Origin of the sequence: Peribacillus huizhouensis (assembly GCF_014138605.1) — a bacterium.
Lineage (GTDB): Bacteria > Bacillota > Bacilli > Bacillales > DSM-1321 > Peribacillus > Peribacillus huizhouensis.
In genome coordinates, this window is record NZ_JACJHX010000032.1 from 1 (window position 1) to 20612 (window position 20612).

Sequence of the window (20612 nt, forward strand, 5' to 3'; positions counted from 1 at the left end):
ATATGTTGTTCTAATTTTCCCCATGAAAAAATCCCCTCCATAGAAGACAGTACAATCCTTTCTTTTTACTGTCTACTATAAGGGGATAATAACAAATCGAAGATCCTTTTAGCTACTTGTTAAATTAAAGCGCCCGTTTGAAGAAAGCTAGTCCGTTCATGGGGGATAAAAAGAACGCCTCCTTATTTAAGAAATGCGCTCTATTCTGGAATTATTCAGGACGTTGAAAAGAGTTCACACTTATTGAACATTAGAAATCCGTTAGCTGAAGAGGACTATCAACCAATAAATTGCCTCAATAGCTGGTTAAACTTGTCACGTTCTTCCCAGAAAGGACCATGACCGCTGTAATGAAACGGAACAAGCTGTGAATTTTTTATTTTTTGATTTAATTCCTGAGCTTGTGCAAATGGAATAACTTTGTCGTGAACGCCGTGGACGATTAAGGTCGAGACAAGGATTTTTTGCAAATCCTCATAAAGCTTCTCATCTCTTAGCGTAATTATGATTGCTGCTGTTGACCAACCTGCTGCTTGTAACCCCAATAGAAAAAACCAATCCGAGAATGGTTTAGTTATATACTGAAAGAAAAAGCCATCTGTTACATCCTGCATCATTTTAGGGCGGTCATTTAAGGTTTCTTTAAGAAAGTTATTAGCAGTTTCTTTAGTAAAGCCTATAGGAGCTGCAGCGTCTACAAGGACAAGCTTGGAAACTCCGTAACCATTAAATCGGGACATATAGCGAATAGCGATAGCTCCACCTGTAGAATGACCTACAAGAGTGAAGTTGTCTAATTGAAGTACACCAACTACTGTACGAATATCATCTGCCAATCGGTTATAATTGTAGCCACTCATTGGTTTATCCGACTTTCCGAACCCTCTCCAGTCAATTCCGATACAGCGGTATCCCATTGCGGGAAGAACATCAAACTGATACTCAAACTGTTTATGGTTTAACGGCCAACCATGTAAAAACACTATCGTCTTACTGCCCTTGGGATTTATATCTTCCACATATAATTTTACGTCTGATTCTACACTAACATAGTATCCCACACCAATTCCCCCGAATACTAAAATGACGTCAACAATAAGATACTCACTTAGGCAAACATAGGTGAGTACCTATTCCTTGTAAGCAAGCCGTGTCGGTGGAAATGGACGGTGCTTACTGAACTTTACTCCCCGTTTGCTCAATAAGCCTTCCTCCATTAAATGGCCCGATTGTTGAATAGAATAGCTCTCATTTTTTTACAACTTTTTTGTCACTTTACAAAAAGAAAATTATATATGATCAAATTGTATATAAAATTCACATCCGTTGAATAGAACCGAAAGAATACTAATTTAACAGCCCTTTTAATTCCTTACCTGGTTTAAAAGCAGGCACTTTAGATGCTGCAATTTGTATCTCTTCTCCTGTTTATGGGTTTCTACCTGTTCGGGCTGCTCGTTCACGTACTTCAAATAGTATTATTTGGAATTTATATCTATACAACAAACCAAAGCATCTCAATCTGATGCTTTGGTTGTTGTATTACTTTATAAATTATTCTCTAAAAGATACCCTTTTTTTGCAGAAGTAATTAACAAAATACTATCATCGGAACTAAAAGTTGCATTTAAAACAAAATACAAAAAGTCACTCCTAAGTAGATTATAATTAGATGTCTCAAAAATCATAATATGAGAACTGTAGCTTACGATTAAGTATTTCCCATTATTAGATATATTCATCTGGGTAAAATATCCGCTCTCTTGATTGATAGGCAAATTAATTTCTTTCTCTTTCGTATTCCTTTCGCTATCCATAATCAACAAAGTGTCTAAAGAAAGAATTATATAATTATTATTAAGATGATCAAATAGTACACTTGACCATATACCAATAGTAATCTCTTCCATAATTGGATAATTGCATATATCCTCAACTTTAAGAATTTTATTACCTTTTACATTATTAAATAATGTAAAAATATGTGTGTTAGTAGCTTTAATATATTGATTTAAAATAATACGTGTCTCATCATTATGTGAAAAATAATCAATTTTACCCTTATTAATGTTTAATAAAACAATTTGATCTCCATTATCAGTTGAGACAATGTCTACCAATACATCATTTTCACTCGTCAAACAAATATTACCTTCTTTTAACTGATTTTTCTTAGAAGTTATAAACTTTTTTACCAATTCAAAATCAGATGTCTCAAATATCCATGACGTTCCACTTGTGTTTTTTAAAATTAAATATTTATCGTCATCACTAAATAGCACATTTCCGACGTTTTTAAAATTAATTACTTTTATTTCTTGATTTGTCTTTGAATCATATATAACAGTTTTTGAAGCAATGCTACTCACTGTCCACTTTTTATTATTTGATATTCCTAAGACATATGACTTTTTATATTCTTTCAGGATCTCCATTCCAAACATTTTATTACCCCTAATATTAAAATGGTGATGAATTACTAAGATTAGCTAACCAAATTTTTACGAATAATAATGTATTTACTACCCAACTTTTATGACTAGATTCTTTTTTGTATTTACAGCATACAACATTAATGAGTTGATAGTTGCATAATATAAGTTAGTATGAAGTCTTCTATGAACCCCGGTTTTAATAGCTATTTTATTTTCCGGATTCTCTACTGTAATAGTAAAATATATTACACTGCTTTACTTCCTGTTCAACAATCGCGCCCTTGATGGAATAACAATGACTGACGTTTTTAAATAACTTTATTGTTCCTTAGAACCTACTCCTTATTGAAGTAAAGCTACCCGTTATTCATCCATGCAGCACAAAATCAGTGCTGCACCACAGAGTATGAAAATAGTTAGGAAGCGCCAATACTGATACTGACCTTAATCCAGTCAACCCATTCCATAGATCAAGGGAATGTAACTCTTTCCATTTTATTAAACGGTGGATAAGGGGTCTCTATGGTATTGCCTTTTTTCGAAGTTAGAGAAGTTTATTTTCATGGTAGTTTAAGTACATATCTTCACAAACTAAAAAAATAGAAAGTAACAAAGAGTCGTACTTTCATTTTAATTAACATTATTTATTTGATTTCCTCAGCCAACTCCAAAATAATTCCCTCTGGACCACGAACGTAGCATAATTTATAACTTTCTTCATATTGCTGTATCTCACTAAAGATTTCCGTACCCTTCTTTTTCAATTTGGCAACAACAGCTTCAATATCTTCAACAGTAAATGCAATATGTCGGATACCCAGTGTATTTGCAAAGGGTTGCTGAATATCTTTTTCATCTGACGGGGAATAAAATTTGATTAGCTCTATCCATGTCTGACCGTCTGGCGTTCCCAATCCTACACACGCTACTTTAACGTCATTAAGCCCAACTGCATATCCCATCAACTCTCCTTCCATTTCCCATTCCCCTTTCACCTCAAGTCCAAAATCGAGAAAAAACTCTTTAGCGGCAGAGAGATCATTTACGATTACACCCACATGATCTATTCTTTGGATATTCAAATTTTATACCTCCTATGTTCCTGTTATTTTGCAATATCATGTATTCAAATTCTAGTATTAACAAAGGGACGATTAATATAATAATAAGATACCAGCATTGCCAGTGAAAAAAAGCATCACTTCACTAATTTTGTATTAAATTATTGTTAAATTCCTTCCTCATTTCCCTAACGGTGTAAATTGGGGATAATTATTCATATACATTCCACTTATTTTTTCTCAATGTTCCCCTTTGATTATTGAACATCAGCGCTTCACCACAGAGAATGAAAATGGTGAAAAACCGTAAATACTGATTCTACGGCTGGAGAGGAAGGTCGATGAACTATGGTGCGTGAGAGCTTATCCGTTAGTCTGACTCCAACGACCACGGTGCACCACTGACTGTCGCTCCCTTACGGAAAGCACACATGGTAGAGATTTTTTGACTGAGCAAATCGATATGTTGGATCAAGAAGTTGCGGAAAGAGTAAGTAGCCATCAAGAAGATATCGAACCGTTAGATTCCATTCCTGGGATAGCTACTAGAATGGCTGAGCAAATTTTATCCGAAATCGGGACTAATGTTAAGGAACAATTCCCAAGTGCGGCTCATATGTGTTCCTGGGCACAGTGCTGGAAATAGGAAATCTGCTAATACAAAAAAAGGAAACAAGTATTTGAGATCCGCATTAACAGAAGCAGCTCATTCTGTAAGAGGATCTAAAAATTATCTCGGAGCACTGTATAGACGTACAGCCTCACGAAAAGGTAAGAAAAGAGCAGGAATTGTGGTCGCTCATGCCATGTTACGTATCTCTTATTATCTTTTACCCGAAAAGAAATGTATGTAGATCTAGGCGAAGACTACTTTGATAAACAGTGGCAACAATCCATTGTACGACATTCACTACGAAGACTTGAAAGTTTAGGCTCCTCAGTTACGTTACAAGCACCTAAAGCATCTTAATCCAGTCCATATTCCTAAAATAGATCAAAGAATCAGGCGCTCTCCCCTTTTTTAAAAAATGAATGAGCTTCGTCTTATTAAGTATTGCCTTTTATACTAAATTATAGAAGTTTATTTTCATGGTAGTTGAACTAGATAATCCCTATTTTTTCGAAAAAATCCTTCGAATAAAAGTCCCTATTAAAGAATAGATCAAAGATATTACTATTGCTCTTGCAATCCCATTAAAATCTAAATCAAAAGCCTCTTTTCGTACTATTCCTTGAAATGGTAAATCCGAAGGTTCAAATATTATACCAATCACTATTATCCCAATAAAAAGGATAAAAAAATCTATTACAAACTGCTTCATATAAATTCATCTCATTCCTTTGGAATTAATGGACTATCCTCAAGTAACTGCCCCGTTAGTGAAACAAGAAGGGGTAAATGTATACTAACAAAAGACAAAGAAAAATCACTTACTTCTGGATTTCCCCCTTCTTTTCCCAATGGTCCCAAAGAGTATACACAATAGCAACTAAAATCGAAAAGGTCACAAACATAAAATAAGTATTTATATTAAAATACTGGTTGTTCACATGAAAACTTAATCCTGAAGTAATGCTTTGAATATATTCCGCATCTGCAACACCGTTTCTTTTTATTAATGCATCTTTTATGACTTGGCGATATTCATTTAATTCATTTTTTTGATAAAAAAAGGCAACAGTTAAGTGAACGAGAATGCCGACTATGCTAATGATAAAAACAGTGTTGCTAATCGAATGCACACGAAAAATTCGAACCCATAATATTACCATAAAGATGAGTAGTGGAATTGGAATCCAAGCTATCAACAAAGCTGGATTACCGTTTCCAGATGAAGTTCCTGGGAATGGAGTCATTTGGTTAACTAGTAGGAAGACTCCCAATGCTAAGATGCTAACAACGAATAGAGTAATCTTTGCAATTTTCACTGTTTCCCCCTCTTTTTTCCCCATATCCTTTTATGTTTCAATTATTATATAAATTGTAACTCTTGTTCCACTTAACTGCCCAGTTATTTTAAGTACACCCTTTCACAATCTTCGATACATAATAAGAAAAGTGTGAATTAATCCTTTTGCATTATGAATTAATTAACCTTACAAACTGGAATTTGACACCCTACTTTGCTGTTCTGTCACGATATACAATCAGAGTAATTGCATTTAATATGATGGTAACGATGAGAAGAACTGCTGCGACGAACGCCACAGCACTCGTTGTGTCCATAAGAGCAGACCAATCCTCAATCTTTACCAGATGATAGTTATAGAGAATTTGGAAACATAGCGAAATAGCACATGCACCGATGCTCATAATAGAAGGAACGACCGAATTCCAATGGTCATGCTTCTTATATCGCATGAGATTAACAACTGGAAGTATCCAAGCAATTAATCCAAGAATGAGGCTGCCAAGATTAAACAAACCAATCATATCTACTCCCCCTTTATATTTTTTTATTCTTGTTTAACAATCCTGCTACGTCAGTCGAAAAAGAAAAAGCTGCCGAAGCAGTCTTTCCTACCTAAACTAAAGCACCCATTAGTTTAAGTATATTCCTTCACATACTTTATTTATTTTACATAATTGATTATATTTTAAAGGAATACTGCCCGACAGCCGCATAATGAAAAAGACTGCTAATAACAGTCTTTTTCAGCTCTTGTATCTGGTAGTTTGCATTGTATGTTTCGGCTACTTATAACAATATCTTTATATCAAACTAGTCAACAGAACCATAATTCCATTAGTTAATCCATGAATAATAACTGATGACCAGATCGAATTAGTTCGTTCATACGCTAAAGCAAAAATGAACAGCTCAACAATCTTCTAGCAAAGCCCCCGTTAGCCATTCATGTAGCGCTGCGCCCCCTGGCCTACTCAGCCCCATTGGACACCGCGGAACTCCGGCTGGTTGCTATTCAGGAAGCGCGAGTCAATTGCGACGAGCCGTTCGCTCTATACCATCAATGATTAATCTGTACAGTTGGTGTGGCAGGTCATGTCCCATGCCGTCTACCAACATTAGCTCGGCTCCTGGGATGGCAGAAGCCGTGTCCTCGCCACACGCCGGGACAAACAGGGGATCGTCCACCCCATGAATGACAAGTGCTGGTACTTTTATGGTCGCCAGCCTTGGACGACGGTCACCGGAGACAGCGATAGCAGCAATTTGTCGTCCGACACTGCCTGGATCGTATGCTCGCTGGGCCTCCTCCAGAATGAGCGTCCGATAAGCATCCTCTTCAAACGGATAGCCGGTGCCGGCGATGCGTTTGGCAAAAGAGAGACTGTGCGCCAAAAATCCTGCTTCATCCTCAAATGGGTTCGGCACCGGTTTAGTCATCATCGCCATGACATCTGGGGCAGTATGCGGAAGGGCAGGATTACCGGAACTGGACATAATGGATGTGAGAGATAAAACCCGTTCCGGGTACTCGCTGGCTGCAATCTGGGCGATCATTCCGCCCATCGACCTGCCAACGAAATGTGCCCGGTCAATTGTTAGGGCGTCGAGCAGTCCGATAGCGTCGTTGGACATGTCATCGAGAGTGTAAGGGATGTCCGGTCTCTGTCCTGACATGAGAGCAGTCGCCAGTGCATCAAAATCCAGCGTCGGATAATGGCTAAAGTGCGTCGAGCAACCTACGTCGCGATTGTCAAAGCGGATTACGCGAAAGCCCCACGCTGCTAATATCCGACAAAACGAATCCGTCCATCGGATCATCTGGGTTCCAAGCCCGGCGATTAGGATAATAGCCTCGTCATTTTCGTTACCGAAACTGTCATAGGCCAATTCGACGTCGTTGACTTTTAGGATATTCATAATCATGTTCTCCTCCTTTTATTTTGAAGTCGAAAGTTCTGTCATAGGCAGAACGCGTGAATCTTCGATTGCTGCAGTCCGATGCCCGATACCGGCTATATAGTCTTGATGACTTGAAAAAGCAAGAAACGACTCCGCGCTGCTCTGGCGGATCATCATGACAAGATCCCATCTTTCCTCTTCGGGCCCGATAAGAAACTCTCCGCCATCGCCAAGAAACATCACCTCACCTCCGCTTTCACGGAGAAATGGTCGGGTGTGCTCAATATAGCGTTTGAAAGCTTCAGCACCACTGTTTGGGTCCTCCGGTGATAGCTCAGGATGGGCCGTGTAATCGGCAACTTCACGAAAACGCATGAGGTTCAACATGACGATGCTGCCCTCAATGCCTCGCTGTATGAACCTCATGCCAGCGCGTTGTGTTGGTTCGATGTAACGATTAAATTCAAATTCTGTCATAGCAGCTCCCTTCGGAGATCCTTTTTTATTCCAAATTCTTTACGCCTCCACATGCATTCATTCATAAGTTCCCCTCCGGGAATGCATTAGCGGCTAATCTTTTGATATGGTTTCTGATATCAGGTGCCCAGTCATCGGTAAAAATGATCCAAATCACCAGCATACAGTTCCCGCAGAGCTACTTCGTATTGATGGGAGTTCCCTGCCATAGCTTTCATTATTAATGAATAATATTCTTTTCAAAACGATCGACCTAACACAAACATTATATTACTACGTTTGTTATAAAACAAACGTTTTTAATTTACGTTTGCTTTTTTATTCAGAAACAATGCGGTGATGCATAAAAAATAAGCAATTGAAACAAATTCAATCGCTTAGAGGAACGAGAAAATAAAATTTATAAATTTAGCTAAAATGTAAATGAATACATCAATTATTGAAAATAGTAAAATGGCTATCAAACCAATGATTGCGTTTCTCATACCAATCATGTTAGCGAGTGTCCTACAATCTATAAGACAAGTTTTTGGTATGATGATTGTTGGTCAAAAACTTGAGGTAGATGCACTAGACGCAATCTCTGCTTTCTTTCCATTATACTTTTTCCTTATATCTTTTGCGGTAGGGATTGGTTCGGGAAGTTCGATATTGATAGGGCCGTCTTTTGGTGGAGGAAATCTTTTAAAAATTAAGGATTTCTTCCTCAACTAACCTGCTTCGTTACTTGAATAAGAAAAAGGTGCTCTACCCTTGTTGAGGTAAAGCACAAGTTAGTTGATTAACATCTCCCCTTTTATTTCAAACCAAATAATTTCTACTATCACTAAACATATGATTGCTAAAATAAAAGCTGTTATAGAGAGTAAGACCTTGTTTCGTAACCTGGTATTGAAACGTATGTATAACTTACCTATCAGGCTGATAAGCAGTATAAAGATAGGAGCTGTTATACATATTGCTATTAAATCAACAAGAGAAAATGGTTTGCTGATGTATGGGTCAGAATAGACATTGAGAAGAAGAAGTGCGATAAATAAGATAAATTGATAAATAAAAAATCTTACAGGGCTCATAAATAATGGGTTCCCTTCTATGCAGTGTTATGTAAAGTATAAATCCTCAAAGAAAAAATAAATATACTTTTAAGCCAATTTGTCTTATTGCTATCTTTTTGAAGTTCGACTAATCCTGTTACTAACATAAGGGCCTGTAATATGAAAAAAGTGAAACAACTTGTTTATATTTCAAGTTATCAAATCAAACTAAATTAACCCTTTTTTGAACTCAATCTTTCTAACTTTTCTTTATTAATGATAAAATATTTTCTTCCTTTTTTTTTCAACAATCCATCTTCATGGAATTGGTTAAGTGTGTATAATAAATGTCGATAGCTTACCCCCACGTATTCTGCTGTTTCGGTAAGCTTCTCTTGAAAGCATCCATCGTTTTCTATTTGAAGAATATATTTCGCCAATCGATTTTTGAATTCGTAATCCTGCATATCTGTGTAATGATCCGTTCTTTTAAGTAATTTATCACCTAAATATTTTGATAAATTATGGAGAAAAAGATTGTCATTTAACAGATGCTCTTTTGATGAAGCCAATGGAAACGCTAAGCAAGTGCAGTCATCTATAGCCACAACATCTTTTAAATTCTTTTCCACCTCAATCAAGGATAATTCACCAATAAAATCATTTTTCTTTAGAAACTGAATCAGTGCACGTTTTCCATTTTCGTGTACTATATATATTTTTGCCCGCCCATCTAATAATAAAAATAAGTACTGAATATCTTCATCAAAGCGCACTATATATTCATTAGAAGAAAACTTACATATAAAAGCCTGATTTAAAACTGCTTTCGGAAAAGTTTCTTGAATATCATTATATATATCTACAAAATTTTCAGCGTAATCCTTCAAATTGATTTTTTCCATTTTATCACCTCAATATGAGATATCTCCTATTATTATATTCTTACTTTCGATATATTACTACCAAGAGGTGGATAGGAATGAACAAATACAAACATATTATTTTTGACTTAGATGATACGATACTTGATTTTCAAGATTCAGAAGAAAAGGCTTTAAAACAAATTATTACGCGATACGAGCTGCCCTATAACAAACAAACCATTGCATGTTATAAGCGCATTAATGATGGTTTATGGCATCAATTAGAGGAAGGCTTGATTTCTCGTGAAGAAGTGCTGACAACGCGTTTTTCACTTTTTTTGAAGGAATTTCATATAGATGGAAACGGAGCAAAAGTTGAAGCAATGTACCGTGAGCATTTAAACCAAGGACATAAGACCGTTACCCATGCACATGAATTATTAAATGCTTTAACTAAGCAAGTATATAAATTATATATTGGAACAAACGGTGTAGGAAAGACTCAAAGAAAAAGATTAGGAGATGCCAAGCTACAAGGATATTTTGAACAACTTTTTATCTCTGAAGAAATTGGTTATGAAAAACCGAATCCCCATTTCTTTTACTATATTTTTGATGCCCTGCATACAAGCCGTAAAGAAGAATTTTTAATGATAGGTGATCGTTTAACATCGGATATTCAGGGAGCTATCAATGTCGGAATTGATTGTGTATGGTTTAACCCTAATAGAAGCATGCCTAAATCAGGTTCTCCTAAGAGCACATATACGATACCAAATTTAATGCAAATAATGGACTTATTAGAGGAAAATTCATGAAAAAAGTCATTCAATCGATTCTACTCTATATAGTAAGTGCTATTGGCATTAGTCTTACATTAAAAGCAGATGTTGGAGTAAGCAGTTTTAATGCGATGAATTTATCCATATCAGAATGGACTTCCATCAAAGTTGGTACAATTACATTCATTGCAAATCTTATTTTTCTAATCGGTTATATCTGCTTATGCGAAAAAAAGGATTTTAAAAAATTTACTTTGATGTTCATTTCCATCTTGTTCTTTGGAATGGTTATTAATTTTTTCCTCTATACTATTTTCGGTACGATTCACATAGAGAATTATTTTGTAAGAATCGGACTATTTATTTTCGGTGCGATACTAGCCGGTGGAACTACAGGCATTATTTTATCATTAGATATTATTCCTTTTCCTATTGAAAGTTTATGTTTACGAATAGCGATTAACAAAACGCTCTTTCTCTCAATACAGATATTGTGTCGATTTATTCTCCATTATTCTATCAATAACAATATCACTACTTTACAATTTACCAATCAATATTCGAGAAGGAACGATTATCAGCTTCTTCTTATTGTCCGGCATTATTTCTTATACACGATTGAAATTTGAAAACTATCAGCTGTAACCAAATACTCAACAAAAAGCATGACTAAAAAATAACCTCTTACGGATAAGAATCCAAAGAGGTTATTTTTATCAAACTTTAATATAAATTACGAACTTTATTCTAAATGATCAATCTTTTTTGTAAAACTACAAAGGCCGCCAATGGCGGCCTTCTTAATGAACTAACGCACCCTATAGTTTAAGTACAACACTTCACAAACTTGCCTTTTCAACTTTATTTATTACAGGAATTTTGTCCCTTAGAAGAACATTAACAAAAATAGCGTCAAACCTGCTAGGCCTAACGCTAATACTATTCATTTAGTTCAAAACCTTTTAAATCCATTCTTTTCCGTTTTTGCGAATGAATTGAAGTTCCTTTTGATAATGTTCAAAATGTCCCTCATCAATCATTTTTTGAAACGCCGAATCTCCTTCTTCGGCTTTCCTTTGCATGGTTTTACATAATCCTTCTACTCGTAGCAACACCATCTCTAAAAAACCTTTTTCCATTCCCTCAATACCATACGATTCAAAAAATAATTTAACCCTTTGTTTTATACGGTCGGCATCCTTTAATGGTTCATAATAAACTGCCTCACCTGTTTCAGTATGATAAAGTCTACTTAAAGGAACGCAAGTGTAAAGAGTATAGGCTATATCCCAAAGTCTTGGACCAGGAGCAGCAAGATCAAAATCAATAATACCTACTGGCTTTTCGTGATTAAAAATAATGTTATAGATGGCAAAATCATTGTGACATAGCACTTCAAATGGCTGAGGGGTGTTATCGATTGGTCGCCAACTTTCTTCGATTGGAAAATCACTCACAGCATTATGATAGAGACGAAGCATTTTAGCTATCTCTTTTAAAGCATCATTTGACCACATATATTTTTTTAAAGGATAATTACCAGCTTCTCCTTCAATAAATGATAATATCTCTCTATCTTTTTCATCAACACCTAAAAACTTCGGTGCGTATTCAAAACCTTCACTTTCCAAATGCTTAAATAACTTATGAATTTTAATGCCATTTGCCTTTAAGTCTCGTCGCACAGTGTCACCCGAGCGATATACGTTTGAGATATTTCCTCCTGTTAGCATTTCTTCCTTTTCGTACTGACTTGTCATTAAAATTCCCCCCATTTAGGGACGCTATGATTTTGCCAATAGAGATGTATTTTTACCCATAAATAAAAGCAGATATACAAAGGTATCTGCTTGGTAATGGGAATTTAATTGTCCACACCATGAATCCCTTGTATGATTTCAGATAGACAAATAAACGTATCCTTAAAATCAAGAACCGCCATCGTCTCTCTATTCAATTAACAAATCATTTCAAAGTATTCCACATGTGTAATATAGATTCCCCTTTCTTTACATCTCCAATTTAGATATTACCAAATATATCTAAAAAAACAAAGAGAGTTTTATGTATTTATTAAACTATTCTGTCTATTACAACAACCCAAAAGAATACATCATTTCCTCTGAGTTCAATACCATTAAAAGTATCTTGTTCAAGTAAAATCAAAGTTATTGGTGATATTGAACTAGCTAATAAAGAAGTATGAATAAAAGTGAATTTGTTGCTATTATATCGCATGAGCTTAAATCACCCATAACTGCTGTGATGTTTAAGTTGTAAGCAGTCATCGAAAAGTAGGTCTGTCTCAAGATCATTTAGATATTTGAAAAAGTGCTACAAGATGATGGAGAGATTCAAGAACTAGTAATGGATATGGTGGAAATCGATCTAATGAAACACACTGTAATTGAATCTAAATTTTATAAGAATGGACTTATTGGATATCGTTTATGAAAGCACCTAACGGATGCAACATTACAATTAATCAAAGAATAATCTCTTCTTTAGTATGCCTTTTTAAGAGTATCATTACATATTTGAAATGGCTTCACTTGTTGTCCATGTAGCACTACTGAAAGCTCGGTAGTTCGTAACAGCAGCATGAAAATCGTTTTCACTAATCGTGGCAGTTGCATCGTAAACAACAGCTGTCTTGAAGCCATTTTCGATTAAATCTCTCATATGCGATTCAACACATACGTTTGATAATACCCCAGCCAAAATTACTTGTTCTTTTCTGCGTTGCCTTAGTTGATAGACCAGATCATTTGTCTGAGGACTGGCCACCTTGTGCGGTGTTGCAATGACGGATGTTTTATCCCAGATATACGGAGCTAAAGTTGGAACATAATCGGCTTCCGGAGTTGGAGGACTATATTGATTTAATTTCTGATAAACACGCAAACTAATCAACATCTCTTGTTCGTTCCCTGTAAACTGCCAATCATAGTCATGCGGATATAAAAAGTGCGGGGAAACAAAGAGCTGATAACCTTTACTACGGGCAGTGCTTAATAGTAGTTCCAAGTTAGCTAAAGTATTATTCTGTTTAATGTTAGCCTTTGTCAAATGATATCCTCTTCCGCCTGGAGACAAAAAGTCATTTTGAGGGTCAGTAATAACTATTGCAGTATTCGCGGGATTTGGTTTAAACATAGAATTTTCCCCACCTTTAATATGTTTTCACTTATCGATTATATGAACTACATTGATTAAAAATTCCTTAGGAAAATGAAATTTTGAAGTTAAGCTCCATTCCTCTAAAATCTTGCGCTCGCGCAAAGTGGTTATGTTTGGCTATATCTACTCCGATAATTAAGGTTTCAGAAGTAATTTGAGAGATTTTATGATTTTGGTTATAATTCATTGTAAGGCCTCCAATTAGATGTTTTGTCCATTTTAGCTGGCCAGCTCAGGACACATTCATCTTATCAAGAGGTCTTTTTTCGTTCAAATCTCATTTTCAGTTATTACAGGAATGCTGCTTCGTTACATTAAGTACATTTCTTCACAAGCTCTTCTAATTATTAACATAGATACCCATTTTTCTTAAAAGGTATTGTTCAACAATCTGGCCCTATAACGGAAAAAAAGCGATCTTCTTTATTGAAGAATCGCGCCCGATTGTGGAATATCAAGATAATGATGATGATTGTTGCCTTTAGCTTGTAGAACTAACGCACCAGTTAGCTTAACATCAAAAAAATAAATCAGCCTCAATTATTTATTTTATTCATATTCCATAACCCAATATTTTTCTTCTGGTTTACCTTCTTCAACAACTTTCTTCCAACCATTATTTTCATAAAACTTCATCGCTTTTTGATTTTCAGATACACATTTCAATCTTAATGGTTTATTCATTTTTTCTATGGCGGCATTAACCAATTGACCACCAACACCTTTACCCGAGAAATCAGGGTGAACAAATAAGTTATGTATAAAATTATCTGGCAAGTACAAAGAAGCAAATCCAAGGATATGAGTATCTTCCTCTGCTAATATTATATACTCTCCTACAGTATGCTTATCAAAGTCTTCTAAAGTCATTTCTTCTATATCTGCCCAATGAAAACTTTTACGACGAGATTCTAGGTATATAAGTCTTAAATCAGGGTAATCTAATTCACTTGCTACTCTGATATTCATATTTTCACTCTCACTTTCTTTTATATAAATAATAATAACATAATTTTCATTCTATATAATATAGGTTTAAATCAAGGTTTTCCTTCTTACACTAAACTACTTCGTTAGTTTAAGTACATTTCTTCACAATCTACACTTTACAATTTAACGCGCTATTCAACAATCTAGCGGAAATAGGGCTGTTCCTTATTACAGAAACGCGCCCGATTGATGAAGACTAAAATTTTTGAACCAAGTTCCACCAGTGTAGTTCAGCAACTATTATCTAAATAAAAATTGGGTTGAGATGAATTGTAATTCAAACTCCACATTAGAGTATGAGAAGTAAGATACAATAGCTAACAATATCCAAAACGTCTGAATTACGATTCCAACGATACTGCAAACAAATCCAGAGGTTGCCAATCCCCTTCCATTCTCGTTCGTTTTCTCAATTTCCCTTTTTCCCATTCTAGAAAATACAATTCCGATAATACCAAGTATTATTCCGATTATTGGTATTATAATGGAAAGAATCCCAAGGGTTAAAGAAGCCACCGATTTACTATTTGTTTGAGCTTTTTCAACCATTCATAAACACCTCCTAACATTGACATTGCTATACAACATGACCCAATTCATTAATATGGGCGCATATCTTGCTACATAATAGCTCCCTTTTATTGAATAGCTGCTCTTTATTGCCCATTAGAAACGGACTAGAACAATTACATTGAAAAGAGTGTATTTATACAGTCTCTCACCATGTGTTTCCTTTTTTCGGTATATTCATTTTCGTAAGCATTAGTGTCTGTGTTAAAGTAACTACAACCTTGTTGAATTTCTCTGTTTTTTTCGTACCGGATGTATACATATTTTTCTTCCGGTTCATCTTTAAAGATGACACGGGCGCGCGTTCTTTTTATACCTGTATCTTTCTTCATTGAATAGAATGTTTTAACTTCTAACAATTCATCGGAATTATATCCAAGCTTAAGAAGGTGTTTTTTTGTTGCATTTTCCATTAATAAGGAGCGAATAGGATTACCATATAATATATCATAAACGAGAAAAGGCCCTCCTATAATAACTCCGATGAATAATAAAAGAATCAAACGTTTAGTTTTTTTCAAAATTCCCCCGCCTTTTTTAGAACTTTAAAAAATAACGCTTTTATCATCCATTATTCATTAATGAATCCATTGTTATTTAGGATTTAACATAAATATCCAATTATATAGGAAATTGTTATTCTATTAAATGGCCCTATAATGGAAATAGCGCTGTTCCCTATTACAAAAAAGCACCCTATAATTGAAAAGTGGATTTTTATACTAATACGGGGATGATATTAGTTTAATTTTGTAGGTGTTTTTGGTAATCCACGATAAGCTGATCTAATTTTTGACTGCAATTAATGGTGTCGTGGCTATTTAAGCCTGTTTCCTTTGCAATCAGGATTAATTCCTTTTTCAATTCATTGATCCTGTTTTCTAAATTGTCCATTTCTGTAAGTACCATTCAACAAGGTATCCTCCTAAAATATGTACGTTATTTTAGGCAACTCAGCCATCATAGTTAAAACTTTAGATCTGTAGTTTTGCGTCCTTATTTTTCAATAAGTTTGCCTTTTCTCGTTATATATTACTGTATTTAGATTCCGAAATTTGTCGCATTTTGTTGTTGCTATCAGAATAATTGTCAAGAGGGTGGATTAATGGATCTTTACCAATATTTCCCCTTAGTTTCAATGCAACTTTCCCAATTCGTGAGGTATGTACCCTTTCATTGAAGAAATGATATGTGACGCCCTACTGAAAGCCTCTTCAAATTCCACCTCCATTCCCTCTTTTACTTGTAACATTGCGCCTTCAAGAATCATTGTAAAACCTCCCGTTTTTCTTTTTGCATCACCGATCAGTATTCCAAATAACTAGCCCCATAACGGAATATTAGATGATCTTCTATTGGTCATAAATTCATTTTCTAAAATGCTCATTTCCCATAAACTCCAGTATTCATCACCGTTTTTTCTAGAGTCTCTATGTAATCCTTCTTTTGTCAAAACAGCCTTTTCATAACAAGCAATTGCAGATACATTGAAATCAAACACACCAAGACTAACTCTATGTAAATTAAGATCTTCAAATGCTACTTTGAGAATTTCTTTCATCATTTGCTGACCAATTCCTTTTCCTCTTACATTTTTATCACCTACCAAGACTTTTCCAACTCTTGCAGACTTATTTTTTCGATCAATTTTCTCCAAAGAGATATGATCAATAACACTACCGGTTTCTTTACTAAGGTATCCAAGTTATCTCTATTGGCATTCTCAATATACTTTTCTAATTGATTCTCTGATAAGGGATATTGGAATGCAAGCCCACCCCAATGACGTAAGAATTGAGGTGAATTGACCCACTTGATAAGTTTTTTGAAATCCGTGCGTTCAAAATACTTTAATTCAATTATTAAAACATTTCTCCTCTATGTTTTTTTCTTTATTCAATTTTATTATGTGACCTATTTCTTCCTCAACAAAATGGCCTTATAATGAAAAAAGCGATCCTCTTTATTGAAGAATCGCGCCCATTTGTGGAAGATCAAAGGCTGTTGATTACCACTTTTCTAGTATACATATACACAAAGGTTAAAGGTGCTTTCTATTTTTTTCGATGATACTTAATATAAGCGCAAGTTAGTTCAACACCAAACTACTTATAACTAAGCAGCTGCTCTTTTCTCTCTTGTTTTGTTGGCAAATAGTTTTTCATTAAGAGTTGGCATAATCATACCATCAATCCCATATTTTCCTGCATTCACAGCAGAAACGAGAATAAACATAGATAATAAAACAAGTTGTGGATTGGTACTTGTCGTACCGCTAAACAGATAAGAGTAGTTCATAATCAGTCCAAATAATACTGCTGTTTTAGTGAAACAACCCACCAATAAACCTATTCCCACTAGTAATTCTCCCCAAGGTACTAAAGTATTGAATATCTCTACATTAGGAATGGCTACGTTTTCTAGAAAAACACCCCACCAACCCTGAACAGCCGGGTGTTCTCCTGTTACTTTAGCTAACGCACCCTGTAAGAAACCAGAAGCATCAAAATGTCCGCTTGCTATCTTTCCCCAACCAGCCATAATCCACGTATATCCGAGATATACACGTAGCACAGCTAAAAGTATAGAGATCTTTTTATTTTCTCTTAGAAAATCAATAAACATACTTTTCCTCCTAAATATTAAAAATTAATTACTAATTGATATAATACTATAAGTGATAACGATTATCATTATCGTTTATATGAAAAATATGTAACAGATATGTTACAAAAACCTCCTGTTGCAATAAGAGGTAACAATTAAAGATATATAGAAAGAGATGAATAGTTTATACAACTTTTTTAACTCCTCTTGGGCATCTAGGGGAATCAACTTTTCACAATTTATTTTTTATGTAGGATTGAATTATATGTAACCTTAATTCAATAAAATGGCACTATAATGAAAAAAAGCGATCTTCTCTATAGAAGAACCGCGCCCGATTGTTGAAGATCGTTATTAAAGCATAGTGCTCGTTAGTTTAATAGTTAAAGAATTAAACCGCTAAAAACCATTCCAATATTTATTACAAAATGAAATATTATTGCAGTGTATATACTATTGGTTTTTATTACGACAAAAGCATAAAAAAATCCACCAAAAGAAAAAAGTAAACTTATTATGAAAGGTATTCCAACAGCAAGATGTAGTAAACCAAAACCGATGCCTGTAATGATAATTGCACATGTAGTGGAAACATACTTTTTCAAACTTGATAACATAAAACCACGCCATATAAGTTCTTCAAGAGTTGCGTTGATGATTGAAAACAATAAACAAAAGATTAACATTGATTTAATATAACTAAATTCTTGCTGGAGAATAAATGGGATGAATGATATACCAGATATAATTATTCCAATTAGTAGAAAGTAAGATAATTTTATGGAATGAAAAGGCATAACAATACGACTATTCAAATTAGGTTTATTGTTATAGAACGATATTTTCTTCTTGTTAAAGAGGTGAACAACGCACAGTCCAACAACAATAATAAAAATTGAGCCTCTATTTAACAGAATCCTTAACTCTCTGGACATTTCATAGGTGTCTAAAAATATATTTGTAAGTTGATAAAGTAAAAAACTCACTAGAAAAGCTGTAAAGAGTGAGGATAAAAAACGATATTCAACATTTATAATGCAGATAATTAGAAGGAAGAAAACTATAAACCCTATACTTATCCAACTTTTATAAGAGATAACAATAATACCCCAAAAAAATAGCACAGTTAATAAAGCTAAAAGTATATTTTTGTTTAATAAAAACATCTTTAATTCCTTCTCCTTATTTAGATTTATTACTTTAAATTTACTACATTTCTCCAAATACTATTGCTGTGCATTAATACCCTTGTAAAACCCTACTGCTTCTTTAGTTTAGTCTTCACAATCTCACATAAATATCCATTTTTGTTTGAAAGTCTTATTCCATTAAATGGCCCTATAGCTAAAGAAGGCACAATTCTTTTTCAAGAAATGCGCCCGATTATGGAACATTACTATCTCATTGAGTTTCTTGGGCTGAATCCAGAGCTTTTACCAACCCATCCGGATCTTGAGATCCTATCACCACAGTATTGTTTGTTAATTGTAATTCTATTCCTTGATTCCCATTCATATTATAGGCTGTTTCTCCTTTGGCATTAAAACGTATGCCCCAACCTCCAAACCGTCCAAGTGGACGGTATGTAATGGCCTTATAACGAACCATATCCTTAAATAAAAATGACTTATAGTGAATATGGAACGGCACATAACGGACATAAAGACCATCCCTGCGCACCTCAGTTATTAATTTCATGAATCCTAGCAGACACAGTGGAAATACAATTCCGAAAACAAGCCAGAGAAGCACCAAAATTACATCCGGAGCTGGATTATCACCTACTGGAATGCCAAAGATGACTTGTTGTATGAAGTTAAACCACATGAATGCTGCAATCAGTAAAATTAAAACCCATACCCAAATTTGCCGAGGGCGCTGAACTTCACGAAAAATAACGTGTTCTTGTCGTTCCATTTAAGCCTATCGCTCCCTTAACGGTTTATTTTTCTGCTTCAATTTTAACATACGTTGTTCAACAATTTGGCCCTATACATGAAGAAAGAGCGTAATTCTTATTCTGGAATTGCGCCCAATTGTTGAAGACCGATTAATTTATTTCAACTGTTGTTTATTGCAGAACTTTTTAGAATCAGATGTTTAAATAACTTCTAATTTTTTAGTTAACATAATTATGTGTTATCGGTATCAAAAAGATCTTCGTTTAATGTGTTATAACCACAACAAGGACTAGTGTATTTCACCTCTAATCTCACTACTTCTCTAGAATTGTCCCTTTTATCTTAACAAAGGCGTTTTCTAATTATTTATTTCAAGAGTTATCCTATAAAGGTTTGGAACATAAATTTCACAGCCATTCATAGTTTTTGATGCTAAAAATTCGTCGGGAAGTACCATCCACTTAGATGCAATATTATTTAGCAATGGTTTTACATTAAATTCAAATGCTTTATCTATATCAAGAAAAACTTTGTACATATCATCAATATTCCAATACTTATCTATTTTAGAAACTAACATCAAGACCTTATAATTAGCAGCAAACTTCTTAAAACTATCTAAGTGTTTGTTTACTTCTGCTGAGTTACTTGCCTCAAGAAATAAGATAATTTTCATAATCAAAACTCCTTATTAAAGTAAATCCCTTCTTTAACTAACCTATTAAGCTCATATTATAAGGTCTTAACGGATTAAATGAATACTCTATGCAAACCTAGTTAACATAAAATCTCTAATAGGCAATCGAGTAGGGGGAAGATAATTTATATATTTTCGCCCCTCTCACACCACCGTACGTACGGTTCCGTATACGGCGGTTCAATTTATATTACAGT

At 34.6% G+C, this 20612-nt stretch carries 24 protein-coding genes, 6 pseudogenes and 1 riboswitch; of the genes and pseudogenes, 5 read left to right on the plus strand and 25 right to left on the minus strand.

Annotated features, from left to right (window positions below; translation table 11 throughout):
* Window positions 1–278: 278 nt before the first annotated feature.
* From HNP81_RS22570 to HNP81_RS22585, 4 genes and pseudogenes are all read right to left on the minus strand, one after another.
* A complete protein-coding gene (locus tag HNP81_RS22570) occupies window positions 279–1061 on the minus strand; it encodes an alpha/beta fold hydrolase (RefSeq protein ID WP_182504075.1) in 783 nt (260 codons plus the stop codon).
* A gap of 286 nt (window positions 1062–1347) precedes the next feature.
* Window positions 1348–1473, minus strand: a pseudogene (locus HNP81_RS22575) (HU family DNA-binding protein); the annotation flags it as partial.
* Window positions 1474–1547: 74 nt separating this feature from the next.
* A complete protein-coding gene (locus HNP81_RS22580) occupies window positions 1548–2444 on the minus strand; it encodes a hypothetical protein (RefSeq protein ID WP_182504076.1) in 897 nt (298 codons plus the stop codon).
* Between the two features lie 635 nt (window positions 2445–3079).
* Window positions 3080–3517, minus strand: coding sequence for a VOC family protein (locus tag HNP81_RS22585; RefSeq protein WP_182504077.1), 438 nt, complete (start codon window positions 3515–3517; stop codon window positions 3080–3082).
* Between the two features lie 529 nt (window positions 3518–4046).
* Between HNP81_RS22585 and HNP81_RS24820 the strand changes: the two are divergent.
* A pseudogene (locus HNP81_RS24820) lies at window positions 4047–4350 on the plus strand (transposase).
* A gap of 258 nt (window positions 4351–4608) precedes the next feature.
* Here the strand turns inward: HNP81_RS24820 and HNP81_RS22595 are convergent.
* The 7 genes and pseudogenes from HNP81_RS22595 to HNP81_RS24825 all read right to left on the minus strand — a co-directional run bounded on the left by HNP81_RS22595 (window position 4609) and on the right by HNP81_RS24825 (window position 8003).
* On the minus strand, window positions 4609–4818 hold the full coding sequence (locus tag HNP81_RS22595) for a hypothetical protein (protein ID WP_182504078.1): 210 nt from the start codon (window positions 4816–4818) through the stop codon (window positions 4609–4611).
* Between the two features lie 109 nt (window positions 4819–4927).
* Window positions 4928–5425 (minus strand): hypothetical protein, encoded by a 498-nt coding sequence (locus HNP81_RS22600; protein ID WP_182504079.1) that lies wholly within the window; start codon window positions 5423–5425, stop codon window positions 4928–4930.
* A gap of 190 nt (window positions 5426–5615) precedes the next feature.
* Window positions 5616–5930: a hypothetical protein gene (locus HNP81_RS22605; RefSeq protein WP_182504080.1), complete on the minus strand. Its 315-nt coding sequence runs from the start codon at window positions 5928–5930 to the stop codon at window positions 5616–5618.
* Window positions 5931–6209: 279 nt separating this feature from the next.
* Window positions 6210–6311, minus strand: a pseudogene (locus HNP81_RS24160) (CPBP family glutamic-type intramembrane protease); the annotation flags it as partial.
* Between the two features lie 124 nt (window positions 6312–6435).
* On the minus strand, window positions 6436–7326 hold the full coding sequence (locus tag HNP81_RS22615) for an alpha/beta fold hydrolase (RefSeq protein ID WP_182504091.1): 891 nt from the start codon (window positions 7324–7326) through the stop codon (window positions 6436–6438).
* Window positions 7327–7344: 18 nt separating this feature from the next.
* Entirely contained in the window at window positions 7345–7785 is a 441-nt protein-coding gene (locus HNP81_RS22620; RefSeq protein ID WP_182504081.1) for a DUF1330 domain-containing protein, read from the minus strand.
* Window positions 7786–7916: 131 nt separating this feature from the next.
* A complete protein-coding gene (locus HNP81_RS24825) occupies window positions 7917–8003 on the minus strand; it encodes a hypothetical protein (protein ID WP_376766780.1) in 87 nt (28 codons plus the stop codon).
* A gap of 205 nt (window positions 8004–8208) precedes the next feature.
* On the opposite strand from HNP81_RS24825, the gene HNP81_RS22625 reads away from it, so the two are divergent.
* Entirely contained in the window at window positions 8209–8499 is a 291-nt protein-coding gene (locus tag HNP81_RS22625) for an MATE family efflux transporter (RefSeq protein ID WP_182504082.1), read from the plus strand.
* A 556-nt stretch (window positions 8500–9055) separates the two neighbouring features.
* Here HNP81_RS22625 and yeiL read toward each other — a convergent pair.
* Entirely contained in the window at window positions 9056–9727 is a 672-nt protein-coding gene (gene yeiL, locus HNP81_RS22630; protein ID WP_062187386.1) for a transcriptional regulator YeiL, read from the minus strand.
* A 77-nt stretch (window positions 9728–9804) separates the two neighbouring features.
* Here yeiL and HNP81_RS22635 point away from each other — a divergent pair, with 77 nt between their 5' ends.
* Both HNP81_RS22635 and HNP81_RS22640 read left to right on the plus strand, forming a co-directional pair.
* Window positions 9805–10506, plus strand: a complete 702-nt coding sequence (locus tag HNP81_RS22635; protein WP_182504083.1) for a YjjG family noncanonical pyrimidine nucleotidase — start codon at window positions 9805–9807, stop codon at window positions 10504–10506.
* A pseudogene (locus tag HNP81_RS22640) lies at window positions 10503–11115 on the plus strand (YczE/YyaS/YitT family protein). The gene HNP81_RS22635 and the pseudogene HNP81_RS22640 overlap by 4 nt, the downstream one beginning before the upstream one ends.
* A 317-nt stretch (window positions 11116–11432) precedes the next feature.
* Here the strand turns inward: HNP81_RS22640 and HNP81_RS22645 are convergent.
* On the minus strand, window positions 11433–12230 hold the full coding sequence (locus tag HNP81_RS22645; RefSeq protein WP_182504084.1) for a phosphotransferase: 798 nt from the start codon (window positions 12228–12230) through the stop codon (window positions 11433–11435).
* Window positions 12231–12672: 442 nt separating this feature from the next.
* Between HNP81_RS22645 and HNP81_RS24830 the strand changes: the two genes are divergently transcribed.
* Window positions 12673–12750: a histidine kinase dimerization/phospho-acceptor domain-containing protein gene (locus HNP81_RS24830; protein WP_182504092.1), complete on the plus strand. Its 78-nt coding sequence runs from the start codon at window positions 12673–12675 to the stop codon at window positions 12748–12750.
* A gap of 249 nt (window positions 12751–12999) precedes the next feature.
* Here HNP81_RS24830 and HNP81_RS22655 read toward each other — a convergent pair whose 3' ends face one another.
* From HNP81_RS22655 to HNP81_RS22710, 12 genes and pseudogenes are all read right to left on the minus strand, one after another.
* Window positions 13000–13626, minus strand: coding sequence for a cysteine hydrolase family protein (locus HNP81_RS22655; protein ID WP_028391183.1), 627 nt, complete (start codon window positions 13624–13626; stop codon window positions 13000–13002).
* Between the two features lie 73 nt (window positions 13627–13699).
* A pseudogene (locus HNP81_RS22660) lies at window positions 13700–13837 on the minus strand (IS110 family transposase); the annotation flags it as partial.
* Window positions 13838–14199: 362 nt separating this feature from the next.
* The gene (locus HNP81_RS22665) at window positions 14200–14619 is read right to left on the minus strand and encodes a GNAT family N-acetyltransferase (RefSeq protein ID WP_028391184.1); all 420 of its coding nucleotides are present in this window, start codon (window positions 14617–14619) and stop codon (window positions 14200–14202) included.
* 261 nt (window positions 14620–14880) lie between these two features.
* Window positions 14881–15189, minus strand: coding sequence for a DUF4190 domain-containing protein (locus tag HNP81_RS22670; RefSeq protein WP_182504085.1), 309 nt, complete (start codon window positions 15187–15189; stop codon window positions 14881–14883).
* A 137-nt stretch (window positions 15190–15326) separates the two neighbouring features.
* Window positions 15327–15731, minus strand: coding sequence for a DUF3139 domain-containing protein (locus HNP81_RS22675; protein WP_182504086.1), 405 nt, complete (start codon window positions 15729–15731; stop codon window positions 15327–15329).
* 223 nt (window positions 15732–15954) lie between these two features.
* Window positions 15955–16119: an aspartyl-phosphate phosphatase Spo0E family protein gene (locus HNP81_RS22680; RefSeq protein ID WP_182504087.1), complete on the minus strand. Its 165-nt coding sequence runs from the start codon at window positions 16117–16119 to the stop codon at window positions 15955–15957.
* A 35-nt stretch (window positions 16120–16154) separates the two neighbouring features.
* Window positions 16155–16237, minus strand: a riboswitch (cyclic di-GMP riboswitch).
* Window positions 16238–16329: 92 nt separating this feature from the next.
* Window positions 16330–16480 (minus strand): annotated as a pseudogene (locus tag HNP81_RS22685) (antibiotic biosynthesis monooxygenase family protein); the annotation flags it as partial.
* Window positions 16481–16531: 51 nt separating this feature from the next.
* The gene (locus HNP81_RS24835) at window positions 16532–16867 is read right to left on the minus strand and encodes a GNAT family N-acetyltransferase (RefSeq protein WP_376766779.1); all 336 of its coding nucleotides are present in this window, start codon (window positions 16865–16867) and stop codon (window positions 16532–16534) included.
* A gap of 458 nt (window positions 16868–17325) precedes the next feature.
* Window positions 17326–17835 carry a DoxX family protein gene (locus tag HNP81_RS22695; RefSeq protein ID WP_182504088.1) on the minus strand — a complete coding sequence of 170 codons (510 nt, stop codon included), beginning with the start codon at window positions 17833–17835 and terminating at the stop codon, window positions 17326–17328.
* Between the two features lie 365 nt (window positions 17836–18200).
* Window positions 18201–18983, minus strand: a complete 783-nt coding sequence (locus tag HNP81_RS22700; RefSeq protein ID WP_182504089.1) for a CPBP family intramembrane glutamic endopeptidase — start codon at window positions 18981–18983, stop codon at window positions 18201–18203.
* Window positions 18984–19218: 235 nt separating this feature from the next.
* Window positions 19219–19734 (minus strand): DUF6141 family protein, encoded by a 516-nt coding sequence (locus HNP81_RS22705; RefSeq protein ID WP_028391188.1) that lies wholly within the window; start codon window positions 19732–19734, stop codon window positions 19219–19221.
* A 342-nt stretch (window positions 19735–20076) separates the two neighbouring features.
* Window positions 20077–20394: a hypothetical protein gene (locus tag HNP81_RS22710; RefSeq protein ID WP_182504090.1), complete on the minus strand. Its 318-nt coding sequence runs from the start codon at window positions 20392–20394 to the stop codon at window positions 20077–20079.
* Window positions 20395–20612: the final 218 nt, after the last annotated feature.